Origin of the sequence: Burkholderia sp. R-40 (assembly GCF_049942845.1) — a bacterium.
GTDB classification, from domain to species: domain Bacteria; phylum Pseudomonadota; class Gammaproteobacteria; order Burkholderiales; family Burkholderiaceae; genus Burkholderia; species Burkholderia ambifaria.
The window spans coordinates 163,395-180,338 of record NZ_CP187967.1; the positions used below are offsets into that span (position 1 = coordinate 163,395).

A 16,944-nucleotide genomic window follows, 5' to 3' on the forward strand; every position below is an offset into this window, starting at 1 on the left:
GGAGGTTGTCATGACCGACGCGCAGCGTACCCACGACCCACGACACCGTCATGCCGGCGGCGCCGCGACCTGCAGCGCCGACGCGCGCGATACGCAGGCGGCGACCGTTGCCGATGCGGGGCCGGCGGCCGGCGAGCACGCGCACGGCGACGCGGCAGCGCGCGGCGCGAAGGCGGATGGATGCGGTCACAAGCATGACCACGATCACGCGTCCGCGCACGGTACGGGGCACGATCACGGCGACCACGCCGACCACGCGCATGGCGACGCGGCAGCGCGCGGCGCGCAGCCGCGTGGATGCGGTCACAACCATGACGACGATCACGCATCCGCGCACGGCACGGCGCACGACCGCGGTGATCAGGCCGACCATGCGCACGGCGACGCGGCAGTGCGCGGCGCGCAGCCGCATGAACGCGGTCACGACCACGACCATGACCACGATCACGCATCCGCGCGCGACCACGCGCATGGCGACGGGCATGTGCACGGCGCTGCGTGCTCGCACGATCATGCGGCGCATGACCATGCTGGTCACGACCACGACCACGACCACGACCACGACCACGACCACGACCACGACCACGCCGCCGGCGCTTGCTGCGCGCCTGCCGCGCTGACGCTCGTGCCGCTGCCGGTCGCGCGGGCGACCGCGTCGGGTCACGTGCGCTCCGCGTTCCGGATCATGCAGATGGACTGCCCGACCGAGGAAACGCTGATCCGCAAGAAGCTCGGCGGGATGCAGCAGGTGTCGGCGCTCGAATTCAACCTGATGCAGCGGATGCTGACCGTCGAACACGTGCCGGGCGCGCAGCCCGCGATCGAAAGCGCGATCCGCACGCTCGGGATGACGCCGGAGGCCGCAGCGGCCGACGCGCCTGCAACGCCCGCCGCGCCGCCGCCCGCGAAGCCGTGGTGGCCGCTCGCGCTGGCCGGCGTCGCCGCGATCGCATCCGAGGCCGTGAGCTGGGCCGGCCAGCCGGTGTGGCTATCGGCCGTGCTGGCGCTCGCGGCGGTGCTCGCGTGCGGGCTGACCACCTACAAGAAGGGCTGGATCGCGATCCGCAACGGCAACCTGAACATCAACGCGCTGATGAGCATCGCGGTGACGGGCGCGATGGCGATCGGCCAGTGGCCGGAAGCCGCGATGGTGATGGTGCTGTTCACGATCGCCGAGCTGATCGAGGCGAAGTCGCTCGACCGCGCGCGCAATGCGATCCAGGGCCTGATGCAGCTCGCACCGGACACCGCGACCGTGCAGGACGCTGACGGCACGTGGCGCACGATCGAGGCTGCGCAGGTCGCGCTCGGCGCGCTCGTGCGCGTGAAGCCAGGCGAGCGGATCGGGCTGGACGGCGAAGTCGTCGCGGGCCGCTCGACGGTGAACCAGGCGCCGATCACCGGCGAGAGCCTGCCGGTCGACAAGACGGCGGGCGATGCGGTGTACGCGGGCACGATCAACGAGGCCGGTTCGTTCGACTATCGCGTGACGGCGGTTGCCGCCAACTCGACGCTGGCGCGGATCATCCACGCGGTCGAGCAAGCGCAGGGCGCGAAGGCGCCGACGCAGCGCTTCGTCGACCAGTTCGCCCGCGTCTACACGCCGATCGTGTTCGCGATCGCGCTGCTGGTCGCGGTGGCGCCGCCGCTGGTCATGGGCGGCGCGTGGCATGACTGGATCTACCGCGCGCTGGTGCTGCTCGTGATCGCGTGCCCGTGCGCGCTGGTGATCTCGACGCCGGTGACGATCGTGTCGGGGCTCGCGGCCGCGGCACGGCGCGGGATACTCGTGAAGGGCGGCGTGTATCTGGAAGAAGGCCGCAAGCTCGCCTGGCTCGCGCTCGACAAGACCGGCACGATCACGCACGGCAAGCCGGTGCAGACGGATTTCGACCTGCATGCAACGGACGTCGACGCCGCACGCGTGCGTCACCTCGGCGCGAGCCTCGCGGCGCGCTCCGATCACCCGGTGTCGCAGGCGATCGCCACGGCGGCCCGCGACGCGCAGGCGACGGCGTTCGCCGAGGTGGACGCGTTCGAAGCGCTCGTCGGGCGCGGCGTGCGCGGCACCATCGACGGCACGCGTTACTGGCTCGGCAACCATCGGCTCGTCGAGGAGCTCGAGCGCTGCTCGCCCGCGCTGGAGGCGAAGCTCGACGCGCTCGAGCGGCAGGGCAAGAGCGTCGTGATGCTGGTCGACGATACGCGCGTGCTCGGCATCTTCGCGGTGGCCGACACGATCAAGGACACCAGCCGCGCGGCGATCGCCGACCTGCACGCGCTCGGCATCCGCACCGCGATGCTGACCGGCGACAACCCGCACACCGCGCAGGCGATCGCGCAGCAGGCGGGCATCGACGATGCGCGCGGCAACCAGTTGCCCGAGGACAAGCTCGCGGCGGTCGAGGAACTGTCGGCGGGCGGCGCGGGCGCGGTGGGGATGGTCGGCGACGGGATCAACGACGCACCGGCGCTCGCGCGCGCCGACATCGGCTTCGCGATGGGCGCGATGGGCACCGACACGGCGATCGAGACCGCCGACGTCGCGCTGATGGACGACGACTTGCGCAAGATTCCCGCGTTCGTGCGGCTGTCGCGCGCGACGCACCGAGTGCTGGTGCAGAACATCGGCTTCGCGCTCGGCGTGAAGATCGTGTTCCTCGGCCTCACCGTCGCCGGGCTCGGCACGATGTGGATGGCCGTGTTCGCCGACGCGGGGGCGAGCCTGATCGTCGTCGGCAACGGGTTGCGGCTGCTGTCGAAAACAGGCGTGTTCGACGGCGCGCAGACGCAGCGATGAGGTGCCGGTGATGAGCTTTCTGAAACGGATCCTGGGCGGCCACGGGCGTGGTCATGGCGGCGGACACGGTGGTGGTGGCCATGGCGACGGGCATCATGGCGGAGCGGGCCCGGAAGGCCACGGCGGCCACGATGCGCGCGGCCGCGACCGTCACGGCTGGGGCTGGCAGCAGTCGGCCGATGCGCAGGGCAGTCCGGGCGGCAACGTGCCGCTGCGCCAGCTCGCCTGCGCGGGCTGCGGCGCGATCAACGCGGCGGATGCGCGTTTCTGTGCGCAGTGCGGCGCATCACAGCGCGGCAACGCGTGCAGCCGCTGCCACGCGGCGCTGGCCGCCGACGCGCGCTTCTGTCCGAACTGCGGGACGCAGGCCGGGTAAGGCTCGCTCGCGGGGTTTGTGGCTGGCGTGACAGCCGATCTCGGCGACGGCATGGCGCACACAACGGCCATGGTGTCGCGGCGGGCCTTGGTCCGAGGGCCCGAATGCCGCAACGCCCGAACGCCGCAACGCCACAACGCCGCAACGCCAGAACGCCACAACACCGCAACGCCCGAATCCCCGACCCCAGCCCGCCGATCAACGCAGCGGCAAATGAATCTCGGTGCGCAGGTCGGCCGGCGCCGCATCCATCGGCGTATTCAGATACAGCTCGAACGGCGGCGCGTCGGCGGCTTCGCGGCCCGACTGACGCAGCCAGTCGCCATATAGCCACTGGTAGGCCGCCTTCAGGTCCGCGTAGGGTCCCGTATGCAGCAGCACCGCGTACTCGCCACCGGCGACCGTCACGCGCTCGACGGGCGGCGTCGGCTCGACATCCGGCGCGCCGTTGGCCGGCACGAAGCACGCTTTCGCGCGCAACTGCGCTTGCGGCGTGGTATCGGGATCGTCGTAGAAGATTCCGATCATCTTCGCACCGGGGCCGATCAGCCCGTGCTGCGCGACCCACGCGCCGATCTGCCCGAACGCGTCGCCGATCTTCAGGTACGCGCCCGTATGCGGCACCGCATAACCGCGCAGTTCCGGCAGCCGCCGGATCTCGACTTCATGGCTGAACATGTCTTCCTCTCCTCTCTGTAACGGATAAATCGGCCGGTGGACTTGCCCCGCCGCACCGTCAGCACGATCGACTCGCCGCACAGTGCGCGACGCGTATCGCATGGCGGAGACCACGCGGGTTTTCCGGCTTTCGTATCGACGCCCCCGCGTCCATCCCCGGCACGAACCGAGGCCACGGTAGCACGCCGCCGATCGACAAATCTTGCGGAGATACGTAGGACCACCAAATCTGCCCCTTTTTATTTCGAACAAATTGGGTCTCGTCCCCGTCGATCTTGTCTAAAGTTAAAGACGGTGAAATCGGGTGAACGTGTCATTTTTCTCGGGTAAGTTGGTCGGGCCGCACCGCACGGTTTTCGAAGTACGCAGGTAGTTCGTCGATGTTCAATGGCAACGCCACGTTTTTCGGGAGAATAAGAAATGGATGCTTCCAGCTTCATCACGTCGCTGCAGACCACGCTAGGCGGATACCTGCCCAAGATCGCCGGTGCGATCGGCATCCTGGTGATCGGCTGGCTGATCGCCGTGGTGGTGCGGGCCGGCACGCTCCGGCTGCTCAACGCGCTGAAGGTCGATCAGCGGATCACCGAAAGCACCGGCCAGGGCGCACGCGTCGAGCGGATCATCGCCGGCGGGCTGTTCTGGCTCGTGCTGCTCGTCACCGCGGTGGGCATCTTCAACGTGCTCAACCTGTACGCGGTCTCCAATCCGTTCTCGCTGCTCGTCACGCACATCGTCAACTACCTGCCGAACCTGATCGGCGGCGCGGCGCTGACGCTGATCGCGTGGTTGATCGCCTCGCTGCTGCGCAGCCTCGCGAACCGCGCGCTGCGAGCGAGCAAGGTCGACGACAAGCTGTCCGAAAGCGCGGGCATGCAGCCGATGAGCGGCTATCTCGGCGACGTGCTGTTCTGGCTCGTGATCCTGATGTTCCTGCCGGCGATCCTCGGGTCGTTCGCGCTGTCCGGCCTGCTGTCGCCGGTGCAGGGGATGGTCGACAAGCTGCTCGCGATCGTGCCGAACCTGTTCGCGGCCGCGGTGATCGGCGTCGTCGGCTGGATCGTCGCGCGCGTGCTGCGCGGCCTCGTGACGAACCTGCTGGTCGCGGCCGGCGCCGACCGCCTCACCGCGAGTCTGGACAGCCCGACGCCGGTGCGCGTGTCGAGCCTGGTCGGCACGATCGTCTACGTGTTCGTGTTCGTGCCGACGCTGATCTCCGCGCTCGACGCGCTGAAGATCGACGCGATCTCGATTCCCGCCACCAACATGCTGAACCAGTTTCTCGGCGCGGTGCCGGACATCGTCGCGGCGATCGTGATCGTGCTGGTCACGTACTATTTCGCGCGCTTCGTCGCGTCGCTCGCGCAGCGGCTGCTGGAAGCCGCCGGCGTCGACGGGCTGCCGGCCATGCTCGGCGTCGAGCGCGTGTTCTCGGGAATCCTGCAGCCGTCGGTGCTGGTCGCGCGGCTGATCGTGTTCTTCGCGATGCTGTTCGCGGCGGTCGAGGCCGCGAACCGGCTCGGCTTCACGCAGGTGCGCGACGTCGTCACGCTGTTCATCGAATTCGGCGGCCACGTGCTGATGGGCGGCGTGATCCTCGTGATCGGCGTGTGGCTCGCGGGCCTCGCGCGCCGCGTGATCGAGCAGGCCGACCGCGAACACAGCGTGCTGTTCGCGCGGATCGCGCAATTCGCGATCCTGGGCCTCGTGTTCGCGATGGGGCTGCGCGCGATGGGCATCGCCAACGAGATCGTGCAGCTCGCGTTCGGCCTCGTGCTCGGCGCGATCGCGGTGGCGGTCGCGCTGTCGTTCGGCCTCGGCGGCCGCGAAGCAGCCGGCAAGCTGCTCGACCGCTGGTTCAACCAGCGCGGCGGCGGCCAGTAAGCGGCGTCGTGTTGCCGCCCATCCGGCCGCCTCGTGCGGCCGGATGGCGCGCTGATGAAGGAGCGCAGGACGATCGCACGCCGCGGCCGGCGTTGTCGGCCGCGAAACGCCCGCCCTCATCTTTGCCGAATTTCGATAACACGTCCTTTAATGACTCTCTAGCATCGATTCTCAGTCGCGCGGGCCGGCAGGCCGGCGCCTTTCAGGAGAATCCGATGAAAGCAGAGTCGAATGGCCGGCCCGCCGCCGGCGCCAAGTCGTCCGGCCAGCCCGCGCTGCAGCAGACGCTCGGGACCTGGCAACTGTGGGGCATCGCAGTCGGCCTCGTGATTTCCGGCGAATACTTCGGCTGGAGCTACGGCTGGGCGAGTGCCGGCACGCTGGGTTTCGTGATCACCGCGGTGTTCGTCGCGGCGATGTACACCACCTTCATCTTCAGCTTCACCGAACTCACGACGTCGATCCCGCACGCGGGCGGCCCGTTCGCATATGCGCGCCGCGCATTCGGCCCGGCGGGCGGCTATCTCGCCGGCGCGGCGACGCTCGTCGAGTTCGTGTTCGCGCCGCCCGCGATCGCGCTGGCGATCGGCGCGTATCTGCACGTGCAGTTTCCGGGGCTCGAACCGAAACACGCGGCGATGGGTGCGTATCTCGTATTCATGGCGCTGAACATCGTCGGCGTGCAGATCGCCGCGACGTTCGAGCTGGTCGTCACGCTGTTCGCGATCTTCGAGCTGCTGGTGTTCATGGGCGTCGTGTCGCCGGGCTTCGCGTGGAGCAACTTCATGAAGGGCGGCTGGTCGGGCGCCGATCATTTCAGCGTCGGCGCCTTCCACGGGATGTTCGCGGCGATCCCGTTCGCGATCTGGTTCTTCCTCGCGATCGAAGGCGTCGCGATGGCCGCCGAGGAGGCGAAGAACCCGAAGCGCTCGATTCCGATCGCGTACGTGGCCGGCATCCTGACCCTCGTCGCGCTGGCGATCGGCGTGATGGTGTTCGCCGGCGGCGCGGGCGACTGGACCAAGCTCGCGAACATCAACGACCCGCTGCCGCAGGCGATGAAGTACATCGTCGGCGCGAACAGCGGCTGGATGCACATGCTCGTGTGGCTCGGGCTGTTCGGGCTGGTCGCGTCGTTCCACGGGATCATCCTCGGCTATTCGCGCCAGATCTTCGCGCTGGCGCGCGAGGGCTACCTGCCCGAATGGCTCGCGAAGGTGCATCCGCGCTTTCGCACGCCTTATCGCGCGATTCTCGCGGGCGGCGTGGTCGGGATCGCCGCGATCTACAGCGACGAGCTGATCCAGTTCGGCGGCCAGACGCTCACCGCGAACATCGTGACGATGTCGGTGTTCGGTGCGATCGTGATGTATATCGTAAGCATGGCGGCGCTGTTCAAGCTGCGCCGTTCGCAGCCGGACATGGCGCGGCCGTTCCGCGCGCCGCTGTACCCGTTCTTCCCGGCGTTCGCGATCGTGGCGGCGCTGGTCTGCCTCGGAACGATGGTGTACTTCAACGGGCTGGTGGCAATGGTGTTCGTCGGCTTCCTCGCGCTCGGCTACGCGTACTTCCTCGCGACCCGTTCGCAGCGCGCGAGCGCGCCGGGCGACGTGGCGCTCGAGGAGTGAGGATGGCGAACCCGCACGGCCGCGCCTGACGGCATCCGGCGCGCCCCGTCGAACGGGCGCGCCGTCGGCGTCTGGCACGGATGAGCAAGGACTGGCAAGGAGATTCGAACGATGGCCTATACGGAGACGATCGGCCCGCGCACGTACCGCTTCGCGGACCTGAAGACGCTGCTCGCGAAAGCGAGCCCGTTGCGCTCCGGCGACCAGCTCGCCGGCGTCGCGGCGGCGAGCGAGGAGGAGCGCGTCGCCGCGAAGATCGCGCTCGCGGGCGTGCCGCTGAAGGCATTCCTGAACGAGGCGTTGATTCCGTACGAACACGACGAGGTCACGCGCCTGATCCTCGACGATCACGACGCGGCCGCGTTCGCGGAAATCTCGCACCTGACGGTCGGCGATTTCCGCAACTGGCTGCTGTCGCCCGTGGCCGACGGCGCCGCGCTCGAGCGGATCGCGCCGGGCCTCACGCCGGAGATGGTCGCGGCCGTGTCGAAGCTGATGCGCAACCAGGACCTGATCGCGGCCGCGAGGAAGCGCCGCGTCGTCACGCGCTTTCGCAACACGGTCGGGCTGGCCGGCCGGATGTCGGTGCGGCTGCAGCCGAACCATCCGACCGACGACGTGAAGGGCATCGCCGCGTCGATGCTCGACGGGCTGATGTACGGCTGCGGCGACGCGATGATCGGCATCAACCCGGCGACCGACAGCCTCGCGGCGATCGTGAAGCTGCTCGCGATGATCGACGGGTTCCGCGAACGCTACGGCGTGCCGACGCAGTCGTGTGTGCTCACTCACGTGACGAACACGATCGCCGCGATCGAGAAGGGCGCGCCGGTCGACCTGGTGTTCCAGTCGATCGCGGGCACCGAGAAGGCGAACGCGAGCTTCGGGATCTCGCTCGCGCTGCTCGGCGAGGCGCGCGAGGCCGCGTTGTCGCTCGGGCGCGGCACGGTCGGCAACAACCTGATGTATTTCGAGACGGGTCAGGGCAGCGCGCTGTCGGCGAATGCGCATTTCGGCGTCGACCAGCAGACCTGCGAGGTGCGCGCGTACGCGGTCGCGCGCAAGTTCGACCCGTTCCTCGTGAACACGGTGGTCGGCTTCATCGGGCCCGAATACCTGTACGACGGCAAGCAGATCATCCGCGCGGGGCTCGAGGATCACTTCTGCGGCAAGCTGCTCGGCGTGCCGATGGGCTGCGACATCTGCTACACGAACCACGCGGAAGCCGACCAGGACGACATGGACACGCTGCTGACGCTGCTGGGTGCGGCCGGCATCAACTTCATCATGGGGATTCCGGGCGCGGACGACGTGATGCTGAACTACCAGAGCACGTCGTTTCACGACCAGCTCTACGTGCGCGAAGTGCTCGGCCTGCGCCGCGCGCCCGAGTTCGAGGAATGGCTGAAGACGATGGAGATCGCCGACGCGCATGGCGCGCTGCGTGTGGCGAGTTCGCGCGTGCCGTTGCTCGCGGGCGCGAATGACTGGATGGGGATTTCCGCATGAGCGACGCCGTCGAAAAGAATCCGTGGGCGCAGCTGAGGTCGTTCACGAACGCGCGGATCGCGCTCGGCCGCGCGGGCAACAGCCTGCCGACCGCGCCGCTGCTCGCGTTCAACCTGTCTCACGCGCAGGCGCGCGACGCCGTGCACCAGCCGCTCGACGCAGACGCGCTGCGGCGCGAGATCGAGGCGGCCGGCTTGCTGCCGACGCTCGGCGTGCAGAGCGCCGCGCCCGACCGCGACCACTATCTGCGCCGGCCCGACCTCGGCCGCAAGCTGTCGGACGACAGCCGCGGGCTGCTGGCCGGCTACGGCGCGGCGCTGGACGATGCGCCCGACGTGGTGTTCGTGGTCGGCGACGGGCTGTCGGCGTTCGCGGCCGCGAAGCAGGCGCTGCCGCTGCTGCAGGCGGTGCGGCCGCGGCTCGACGCGGACGGCTGGCGGATCGGCCCGGTGGTGGTCGCGACGCAGGCGCGAGTCGCGCTCGGCGACGAGATCGGCGAGCTGCTGCGCGCGAAGGTCGTCGCGATGCTGATCGGCGAACGGCCGGGGCTCAGCTCGCCGGACAGTCTCGGCGTGTACCTGACGTGGGCGCCGAAGGTCGGCTGCCACGACGCGCTGCGCAACTGCATCTCGAACGTGCGGCCCGAAGGGCTGCCGCATGCCGCCGCCGCGCACAAGCTGCATTACCTGATGACGCAGGCGCGCCGGCTCGGGCTCACGGGTGTCGGGCTGAAGGACGACAGCGATGCGCTGCTGCCGCAGGCGGACGAGCAGCGGATCGGCGCGGAATGACCGGGCGGCGGTGCCTAGCGCGCCAGCCGTCTACTTGAACAGCCGCTCGCACAGAAAGTCGACGAACACGCGCAGCTTCGGCGACAACTGCCGGCTCGACGGCCACACGATCGAGAACTGCCCCGGCGCGATCCGGTAGTCGTCGAGCACGGTGACGAGCGCGCCGGTGTCCAGCGCGTCGCGCGCGAGGAAGTCGGGCATGTAGCCGATGCCGAGCCCCGCCAGGACCGCGCCGCGCAGCGCTTCCATGTTGTTGCAGGTCATCGCGGTGCGCAGCTTCAGCGGCGTGCCGTCGCGGGCGGCGAGCGCCCAGTCCTGCAGCTTGCCGGTGGTCGGGAAGCAATAGCGCACGCAATCGTGCGCTTCGAGATCGTGCGGCGCGCGCGGCGTGCCGGCCCGCGCGAGATACGCGGGCGTCGCGCACAGCACGAACGCGAACGGGCCGAGCCGCCGCGACATCAGGCTCGAATCCGACAGCGGACCGCTGCGGATCACCGCGTCGAAACCGCCTTCGACGACGTCCACCATCCGGTCGTTGAAATCCAGGTCGAGCTCGACGTCCGGATAGCGTTGCCTGAATTCGGGCAGCACCGGCAGCAGGAACCGGTAGCCGATCACCGGCAGGCTCACGCGCAGCTTGCCGCGCGGGCGCTGCGCGGAGGCCGTCACGGTCGCTTCCGCATCGCGAAAATCCTCGAGGATCCGCTGGCAGCGTTCGTAGAAATGGCGCCCTTCGTCGGTCAGCGTGACGCGCCGCGTCGTGCGGTTGAACAGGCGCACGCCGAGCGACTGCTCGAGCCGCGCGATCGTCTTGCCGACGGCGGACGCGGAAATGCCGAGCGCGCGGCCGGCCGCGACGAAGCTGAGCGCCTCGGCGGTGCGGACGAAGGCGGCGATGCCGTTCAGGTTTTCCATCGACATAAGCGGGCCGGCAAGAAGAAGCGAAGAGACAGATTGCGGAATATTAGTCCGTTATATCCGGAGTCTTGCACGGTTTTTCGCCGATTGAATCGGATTTATCTTTGATCGCTCTGGCGGCGCATCCGCGCCCGCTTTTCGAGGAGCGATGATGGATCACCCGTTTTCACCCGATTCGGCCAGCTCGGCGCGCCGGCGCGCGTGGGTGCTGGCCGCCGTCTGCATGGCCGCCGTCGCGCTGCCGTTGTCGTTTTCGGGCGGCGCGGTCGCGACGCCCGCGATCGGCCGCGACCTGCACGGCGGGCCGGTCGCGATGAACTGGATCACCAACGCGTTCATGCTCGCGTTCGGCAGTTTCCTGATGGCGGCGGGCGCGCTGGCCGACCAGTTCGGCCGCAAGCGCGTGTTCGCGATCGGCGTCGGCGGTTTCACGCTGATGTCGGTCGCGCTGGCGTTCGCACCGTCGATGCTCGCGCTCGACCTGCTGCGCGCCGCGCACGGACTCGCGGCGGCCGCGGCGCTGGCGGGCGGCACGGCCGCGCTCGCGCAGGAGTTCGACGGCGCGGCGCGCACGCGTGCGTTCAGCCTGCTCGGCACGACGTTCGGGATCGGGCTCGCATTCGGGCCCGTGCTCGCCGGCGGCCTGATCGCGCACTACGGCTGGCGCGCGATCTTCGTCACGGGCGCAGCGGCCGGCGCGCTATCGCTCGCGTTCGGGCTGCCGCGCATGCACGAATCGCGCGACCCGCACGCGACGGGGCTCGACTGGCCCGGCACGACCGCGTTCACCGCCGCGCTCACGCTGTTCACGTTCGGCGTGATCGAGGCGCCCGCGCGCGGCTGGACGCATCCGCTCGTCGTCGCGCTGCTGGCGGGCGCGGCGCTCGGCGCATGCGCGTTCGTCGCGATCGAGACGCGCGTCGCGCGGCCGATGCTCGATCTTTCGCTGTTCCGGATTCCGCGCTTCGTCGGCGTGCAGGTGCTGCCGGTGTCGACCTGCTGCTGCTACATCGTGCTGCTCGTCGTGCTGCCGCTGCGCTTCATCGGCATCGACGGTTTCAGCGAGATCGACACGGGCTGGCTGATGCTCGCGATCTCCGCGCCGATGCTGGTCGTACCGTTCGTCGCGGCGACGCTCACGCGCCGGCTGTCGGCCGGCGTGATCTCGGGGCTCGGGCTCTTGTTCGCGGCGGCGGGCCTCGTGTGGCTGGGCGTCGCGCTGCGCGGCGGCGCGGGGCCGGCGGCGATCGCGCCGATGCTCGCGATCGGCGTCGGAGCCGGCATGCCGTGGGGGCTGATGGACGGGCTGTCGGTCAGCGTCGTGCCGAAGGAGCGCGCGGGGATGGCGACCGGGATCTTCAGCACGACGCGCGTGGCGGGCGAGGGGATCGCGCTCGCGATCGTCGGCGCGGTGCTCGCGACGCTCGCGCACGCCGATTTGCGGCGGATGGCGGCCGGCCCGTCCGGCGCGACGCTGCGGGCCGCCGCGCGGCTCGCGACCGGCGATCTCGCCGGCGCGGCGGCCGTGTTGCCGGGTGTCGATCGTGCGGCGCTGCTCGCGAGCTATACGCACGCGTTCGACCGGCTGCTGATCGGCCTCGCGGTCGTCACGGTGCTGTGCGCGGGCGTCGTGTTCGCGTTTCTTGGCGCGCGGCCGGCGGTTTCGGAGGGGCGCGGCGATGAAAGCGACCATGCGCGTGCCGACGCACCAGCGCGGCGCCGGGCCGAGCCGGCTTGTGCGGAGGCAAACGGGCGGTGAACGGTGGGGGCGTCGACGGGGGCTGGCGCTTCCGCGGGAGCGGTCGGGTATTTCGTGCGCGTCACCCCGCTGCAGGAGGAGCCGGCTCCCGCGTCATGTCGGCACGCGCGGTGGGCGCCGCCGCGTCGGTGCGCGCGCATGCACCCGCCGTTTCAACGGCGACATGGCGCAACATCACGCCAGCACGAGCGGCGGCAGCCCCGCTTCGGCGCGCGCGTGCGCGCTTTCGACTTCAACGACCACGTACCGCAGCGCAGCCGGCCACAGGTGTGCGTGGCTTCCCGCGTCCTCGTCGATCGTCGCGCGCCCTTGCACGAGCCACGTCGTCTCCCGGACGAAATCGACGAACAGCAGCGCAATCGCCGGATTCGCGAGCAGGTTGCCGATCGTGTTGAACAGGTTGTTGCCCGCGAAGTCGGGCAGCACGAGCGTACGGCGATCGGGCAGGTCGACGAGCGGCGCGAACGAACCGTCCGCGCGCGGCTGCCGGCCGCGATAAGAGCAGTCGCTGTCGCCCGCCGCGTTCGCGGTTGCGACGAGCAGGAACGCCTGTTCGCGAATGAACGCGACGGCATCGTCGCTGAGGGGGCCCGGTTCGTTCATGGTGTCGGTCGGTGCGTGGCCGCGGCATGCGGATTCGCATTGCTCACGCAAGCGACATGCCATGCGGCGCGCGTGGCGCGCGGCGACGCGTGCACAGGTGCGCTGTGAAAAATCCGAACACCCGCCGCGCCGCTGTGCCGTCGCGGTGTTCAGAATCGGCACACTCGTTTCCCAGGCGCCGGCACCGCGCCCGGCGGGCGGCCGGACGCACCGCTCCTGTTCCGTTTTCGGCCCGTGTGGCACGCATGTTGCGTAAACCGTGCAGCGCGATCCAACCGGCGCTGCATTCACACAAGCACGATGAACAGGAGACATGTATGAACCCGTTTGACCTGAAACAACTGGGCCTCGACGTCGAATATCCGTACCGTCAGCAGTACGACAACTACATCGGCGGCAAGTGGGTTCCGCCGGTGAAGGGCGAGTATTTCGAGAACGTGTCGCCGATCAACGGCAAGCCGTTCTGCCGCGTGCCGCGCTCGAGCGCCGACGACATCGAGGTCGCCCTCGACGCCGCGCACGCCGCGCGCCGCAAGTGGGGCAAGACGTCGGTCGCCGAGCGCGCGAACCTGCTGCTTGCCGCTGCCGACCGGATGGAAAAGAACCTGAAGCTGCTCGCGGTGGCCGAGACGATCGACAACGGCAAGCCGCTGCGCGAGACGATGGCGGCCGACCTGCCGCTCGCGATCGACCACTTCCGCTATTTCGCGGGCTGCATCCGCGCGCAGGAAGGCGGCATTTCCGAGATCGACGACAACACCGTCGCGTATCACTTCCACGAGCCGCTCGGCGTCGTCGGCCAGATCATCCCGTGGAACTTCCCGCTGCTGATGGCCGCGTGGAAGCTCGCGCCGGCGCTGGCGGCCGGCTGCTGCGTGGTGATGAAGCCGGCCGAGCAGACGCCCGCGTCGGTGATGGTGCTGATGGAGCTGATCGGCGACCTGTTCCCGGCCGGCACGATCAACATCGTGAGCGGCTTCGGCAAGGAAGCGGGCGAAGCGCTCGCGACCAGCAAGCGGATCGCGAAGATCGCGTTCACCGGCTCGACGCCGGTCGGCAAGCACATCCTGCGAGCGGCGGCCGACAACCTGATCCCGTCGACGGTGGAACTCGGCGGCAAGAGCCCGAACATCTTCTTCGCGGACGTGCTCGACCAGGACGACGCGTTCCTCGACAAGGCGCTCGAAGGCCTCGCGATGTTCGCGCTGAACCAGGGCGAGGTGTGCACGTGCCCGTCGCGGATCCTGATCCAGGAATCGATCTACGAACGCTTCATCGAGAAGGCCGTCGCGCGCGTCGAGCGCATCAAGTCCGGCCACCCGCTCGACATGCAGACGATGATCGGCGCGCAGGCGTCGCAGCAGCAGCTCGACAAGATCCTGTCGTACATCGACATCGGCCGCGACGAAGGCGCGCAATGCCTGACGGGCGGCGAGCGCACGGCACCGGGCGCCGATCTCGGCACGGGCTACTACGTGAAGCCGACGATGCTGTTCGGCAACAACAAGATGCGCGTGTTCCAGGAAGAGATCTTCGGGCCGGTCGCGTCGGTGATGACGTTCAAGGACGAGCAGGAAGCGATCGAACTCGCGAACGACACGTTCTACGGGCTCGGCGCGGGCGTGTGGACGCGCAACGGCACGCGTGCGTACCGGATGGGCCGCGAGGTCGAGGCCGGCCGCGTGTGGACCAACTGCTACCACCTGTACCCGGCGCACGCGGCGTTCGGCGGCTACAAGCAGTCGGGCATCGGTCGCGAGACGCACAAGATGGCGCTGTCGAACTATCAGCAGACGAAGTGCCTGCTGGTCAGCTACCAGGCCGAGGCGCTCGGGTTCTTCTGATCGCCGAAGCAGGGGGCGAGGTGCCGGGGCCGGCCGGGCGGCGGGGGAATGCTGCCCGGTGCGGTTGCCGGTTCACGATTTCCGGTTGCCGGTTGCCGGTTGCCGATTGCCGATTGCCGATTGCCGATTGCCGATTCCGGGCGAGGTGCGACGCTCGGGTGACGCATCTGCCGTCGTCAAGCGGTGCCCGCGGCGATGCGACGCGCTGACACCCGTTCGCCCGGCACTTCGCCGCTTTCGCCTCGAGACATTCGACTCGCGGCGTCGCCCACCCCCGCCAGTCGCGCGGCCGCATCGCGCACCGGTGGGCCCCACGGAAAACCAGCATGACAGAACCATCCCGATCCTATCCGCGCCACCCGGTGTTCCATGCGGGCGAGCTCGACGCGCATCACCGGTTCGGCGTTGTCGACGAAGCCGAGCGGATGAGCGACGTCGTGACGACGCGGCTGAGCATCGGCGTGCGCCAGTTCGTCGAGTCGCAGCCGTTCATGTTCGTCGGCACGACTGGCGGCGAACCGGCGCGCGTGACCTGCGACATCGTGCAGGGCATGCGCGACGCGAACGGCGATCTGTGGCCGGTCGTGCGCGTGATCGACACGAAGACGCTGCGTTTTGCGCTGCCGACGCCCGGCGACGGCGACCGGATCGATGTGCGCGAATGCGACGGCCGGGGCGTCGGGCTGCTGTTCATCGATTTCGTGCGCGGCATCCGCTACCGGATCAACGGCCGTGCGACGCTGCGGGCCGATCTGCCGGAAGCGGACGCGGCGCCCTGGCCGGCCGGCAGCCCGATCGTCGAGCTGGCGGTCGCCCAGGCGTATGGCAACTGCGGCACGCGGGTCGTGCGGCTGCAGCCGCGCACCTAGTGTGTGGCCGGGCCGCCGGCGGCATGCATGCCGCACCCGCGCGGTGCGCGGCACGCCGCCTCCGGGTGCGCCCGCATGGCGCGCGGCGGCCGTACGGCGTGCAATGACGGGCTTGTCGCCGGGCCGCGCGGTTCGGCACGGGACTTGCGTGATGGACGCGGTCCCGGGCAGGTGAGGAGAACACGATGGAGCAACGAACGGAGTGCATGGCCGAACCGACGGCCGAGGACACGCGGTGCAGCGCGCAGGGCGACGACGCGCTGGCCGGCCAGGCCGTGGTCAGCGTCGCGCACGACGCCGACGAGCAGGCGCGCAATCTGATCGGCTGGCGGCAGACCTACGACCAGCTCGCGGCCGGCCGCTTCGTCGGCACGCTGACCGAGCTGCCGCTCGACACGATGAAGCTGTTTCGCGAATCGACCAGCCACCTGCTGCGCCAGGCGTGCGAGGTGCGCGGCGACGCGTACTGGTTCGGCATCCCGCTGGTGAGCGACGGCAGCGCGCGCGTCGATGCATGCCGCATCGGCCCCGGCGCGCTCGCGTTCCGGCCCGGCAACGTCGAATTCGAATTGCTGACGCCCGCGCAGTTCTCGATCTACGGCGTCGTCGTGCGCGGCGACGTGTTGCGCCGTTACGCGGAGGAGGTCGAACACCGCGCGCTCGACGAGCGGCTGTTCACGCAGCACGTGATCCAGGTCGGCGACACGCGGCTCGCGCGCCTGTGCGCGCTGCTCGGCCGCCGGCTCGACGACGCGGCGGCCGTCGGCGGCCCGCTGCCCGACGCGCAGCGCGACGACCTGCAGGCCGAGGTGCTGGGCGCGCTGTTCGACGCGTGCGCGCAACCGGCCGACGACGGCGCGGGCGGCGCGCCGTCGACCCGGCGCTGGATCGTCGAGCAGGCGCGCGAGTACGTGCTGGCGCACCGTACGCGCCCGGTCGGCGTGCCCGAGCTGTGCGAGCAGTTGCACGTGAGCCGGCGCACGCTGCAGTACTGCTTCCAGGACGTGCTCGGCATGGCGCCCGCGACCTACCTGCGCACGCTGCGGCTGAACGGCGCGCGGCGCGACCTGTGCGGGCGAGCGGCCGGTTCGGTGCAGGACGTCGCGGAGGCGTGGGGCTTCTGGCACCTGAGCCAGTTCGCGACCGACTACCGGCGGCTGTTCGGCAAGCGGCCGTCGGAGACGCTGCGCGATCGCGCCGTGATGGTCGCAGCCGGGTAAGCGCGGCGGCGGCGGCGCGTTCACCCGGCCACTGAAGGTTCGATCTTTCGGACGATTTCCGTTTT

12 protein-coding genes and 1 pseudogene are annotated in these 16,944 nt (G+C 69.7%); 10 read left to right on the top strand and 3 right to left on the bottom strand.

What is annotated here, in order from left to right:
• The first annotated feature begins 10 nt into the window (after positions 1-10).
• Together ACP26O_RS00720 and ACP26O_RS00725 are read left to right on the top strand one after the other, a co-directional pair.
• Positions 11-2,800 carry a heavy metal translocating P-type ATPase gene (locus ACP26O_RS00720; RefSeq protein ID WP_425101400.1) on the top strand — a complete coding sequence of 930 codons (2,790 nt, stop codon included), beginning with the start codon at positions 11-13 and terminating at the stop codon, positions 2,798-2,800.
• A 10-nt stretch (positions 2,801-2,810) separates the two neighbouring features.
• Positions 2,811-3,176, top strand: a complete 366-nt coding sequence (locus ACP26O_RS00725) for a zinc ribbon domain-containing protein (RefSeq protein ID WP_175665540.1) — start codon at positions 2,811-2,813, stop codon at positions 3,174-3,176.
• A gap of 198 nt (positions 3,177-3,374) precedes the next feature.
• On the opposite strand, the pseudogene ACP26O_RS00730 reads toward ACP26O_RS00725, so the two are convergent.
• Positions 3,375-3,893 (bottom strand): annotated as a pseudogene (locus tag ACP26O_RS00730) (AraC family transcriptional regulator); the annotation flags it as partial.
• 381 nt (positions 3,894-4,274) lie between these two features.
• On the opposite strand from ACP26O_RS00730, the gene ACP26O_RS00735 reads away from it, so the two are divergent.
• The 4 genes from ACP26O_RS00735 to eutC all read left to right on the top strand — a co-directional run bounded on the left by ACP26O_RS00735 (position 4,275) and on the right by eutC (position 9,666).
• A complete protein-coding gene (locus ACP26O_RS00735) occupies positions 4,275-5,738 on the top strand; it encodes a mechanosensitive ion channel (RefSeq protein ID WP_011655639.1) in 1,464 nt (487 codons plus the stop codon).
• Positions 5,739-5,953: 215 nt separating this feature from the next.
• On the top strand, positions 5,954-7,366 hold the full coding sequence (gene eat, locus ACP26O_RS00740) for an ethanolamine permease (RefSeq protein ID WP_006754010.1): 1,413 nt from the start codon (positions 5,954-5,956) through the stop codon (positions 7,364-7,366).
• Between the two features lie 111 nt (positions 7,367-7,477).
• Positions 7,478-8,875: an ethanolamine ammonia-lyase subunit EutB gene (locus ACP26O_RS00745; RefSeq protein WP_175665538.1), complete on the top strand. Its 1,398-nt coding sequence runs from the start codon at positions 7,478-7,480 to the stop codon at positions 8,873-8,875.
• Entirely contained in the window at positions 8,872-9,666 is a 795-nt protein-coding gene (eutC, locus tag ACP26O_RS00750; protein ID WP_175665537.1) for an ethanolamine ammonia-lyase subunit EutC, read from the top strand. Before ACP26O_RS00745 ends, eutC begins: the two co-directional genes overlap by 4 nt.
• A 30-nt stretch (positions 9,667-9,696) precedes the next feature.
• Here the strand turns inward: eutC and ACP26O_RS00755 are convergent, their stop codons facing one another.
• On the bottom strand, positions 9,697-10,581 hold the full coding sequence (locus ACP26O_RS00755) for a LysR family transcriptional regulator (RefSeq protein ID WP_175665536.1): 885 nt from the start codon (positions 10,579-10,581) through the stop codon (positions 9,697-9,699).
• 154 nt (positions 10,582-10,735) lie between these two features.
• On the opposite strand from ACP26O_RS00755, the gene ACP26O_RS00760 reads away from it, so the two are divergent.
• The gene (locus tag ACP26O_RS00760) at positions 10,736-12,343 is read left to right on the top strand and encodes an MFS transporter (protein WP_175665535.1); all 1,608 of its coding nucleotides are present in this window, start codon (positions 10,736-10,738) and stop codon (positions 12,341-12,343) included.
• A 174-nt stretch (positions 12,344-12,517) separates the two neighbouring features.
• Here the strand turns inward: ACP26O_RS00760 and ACP26O_RS00765 are convergent, their stop codons facing one another.
• Complete coding sequence (locus tag ACP26O_RS00765; RefSeq protein WP_175665534.1) at positions 12,518-12,946, bottom strand: pyridoxamine 5'-phosphate oxidase family protein; 429 nt, start codon at positions 12,944-12,946, stop codon at positions 12,518-12,520.
• Between the two features lie 317 nt (positions 12,947-13,263).
• Between ACP26O_RS00765 and exaC the strand changes: the two genes are divergently transcribed.
• From exaC to ACP26O_RS00780, 3 genes are all read left to right on the top strand, one after another.
• A complete protein-coding gene (gene exaC, locus ACP26O_RS00770; protein WP_011655645.1) occupies positions 13,264-14,790 on the top strand; it encodes an acetaldehyde dehydrogenase ExaC in 1,527 nt (508 codons plus the stop codon).
• Positions 14,791-15,116: 326 nt separating this feature from the next.
• Positions 15,117-15,659, top strand: coding sequence for a hypothetical protein (locus ACP26O_RS00775; RefSeq protein ID WP_175665533.1), 543 nt, complete (start codon positions 15,117-15,119; stop codon positions 15,657-15,659).
• A 185-nt stretch (positions 15,660-15,844) separates the two neighbouring features.
• The gene (locus ACP26O_RS00780) at positions 15,845-16,879 is read left to right on the top strand and encodes a helix-turn-helix domain-containing protein (protein ID WP_175665532.1); all 1,035 of its coding nucleotides are present in this window, start codon (positions 15,845-15,847) and stop codon (positions 16,877-16,879) included.
• The last annotated feature ends 65 nt before the right edge of the window (positions 16,880-16,944 follow it).

What these genes read in the sequence shown, in the direction of transcription:
- ACP26O_RS00720 (WP_425101400.1), top strand. Translation starts at nt 11, where the DNA reads ATGACCGACGCGCAGCGTACCCACGACCCACGACACCGTCATGCCGGC.
- ACP26O_RS00725 (WP_175665540.1), top strand. Translation starts at nt 2,811, where the DNA reads ATGAGCTTTCTGAAACGGATCCTGGGCGGCCACGGGCGTGGTCATGGC.
- ACP26O_RS00735 (WP_011655639.1), top strand. Translation starts at nt 4,275, where the DNA reads ATGGATGCTTCCAGCTTCATCACGTCGCTGCAGACCACGCTAGGCGGA.
- eat (WP_006754010.1), top strand. Translation starts at nt 5,954, where the DNA reads ATGAAAGCAGAGTCGAATGGCCGGCCCGCCGCCGGCGCCAAGTCGTCC.
- ACP26O_RS00745 (WP_175665538.1), top strand. Translation starts at nt 7,478, where the DNA reads ATGGCCTATACGGAGACGATCGGCCCGCGCACGTACCGCTTCGCGGAC.
- eutC (WP_175665537.1), top strand. Translation starts at nt 8,872, where the DNA reads ATGAGCGACGCCGTCGAAAAGAATCCGTGGGCGCAGCTGAGGTCGTTC.
- ACP26O_RS00755 (WP_175665536.1), bottom strand. Translation starts at nt 10,581, where the DNA reads ATGGAAAACCTGAACGGCATCGCCGCCTTCGTCCGCACCGCCGAGGCG.
- ACP26O_RS00760 (WP_175665535.1), top strand. Translation starts at nt 10,736, where the DNA reads ATGGATCACCCGTTTTCACCCGATTCGGCCAGCTCGGCGCGCCGGCGC.
- ACP26O_RS00765 (WP_175665534.1), bottom strand. Translation starts at nt 12,946, where the DNA reads ATGAACGAACCGGGCCCCCTCAGCGACGATGCCGTCGCGTTCATTCGC.
- exaC (WP_011655645.1), top strand. Translation starts at nt 13,264, where the DNA reads ATGAACCCGTTTGACCTGAAACAACTGGGCCTCGACGTCGAATATCCG.
- ACP26O_RS00775 (WP_175665533.1), top strand. Translation starts at nt 15,117, where the DNA reads ATGACAGAACCATCCCGATCCTATCCGCGCCACCCGGTGTTCCATGCG.
- ACP26O_RS00780 (WP_175665532.1), top strand. Translation starts at nt 15,845, where the DNA reads ATGGAGCAACGAACGGAGTGCATGGCCGAACCGACGGCCGAGGACACG.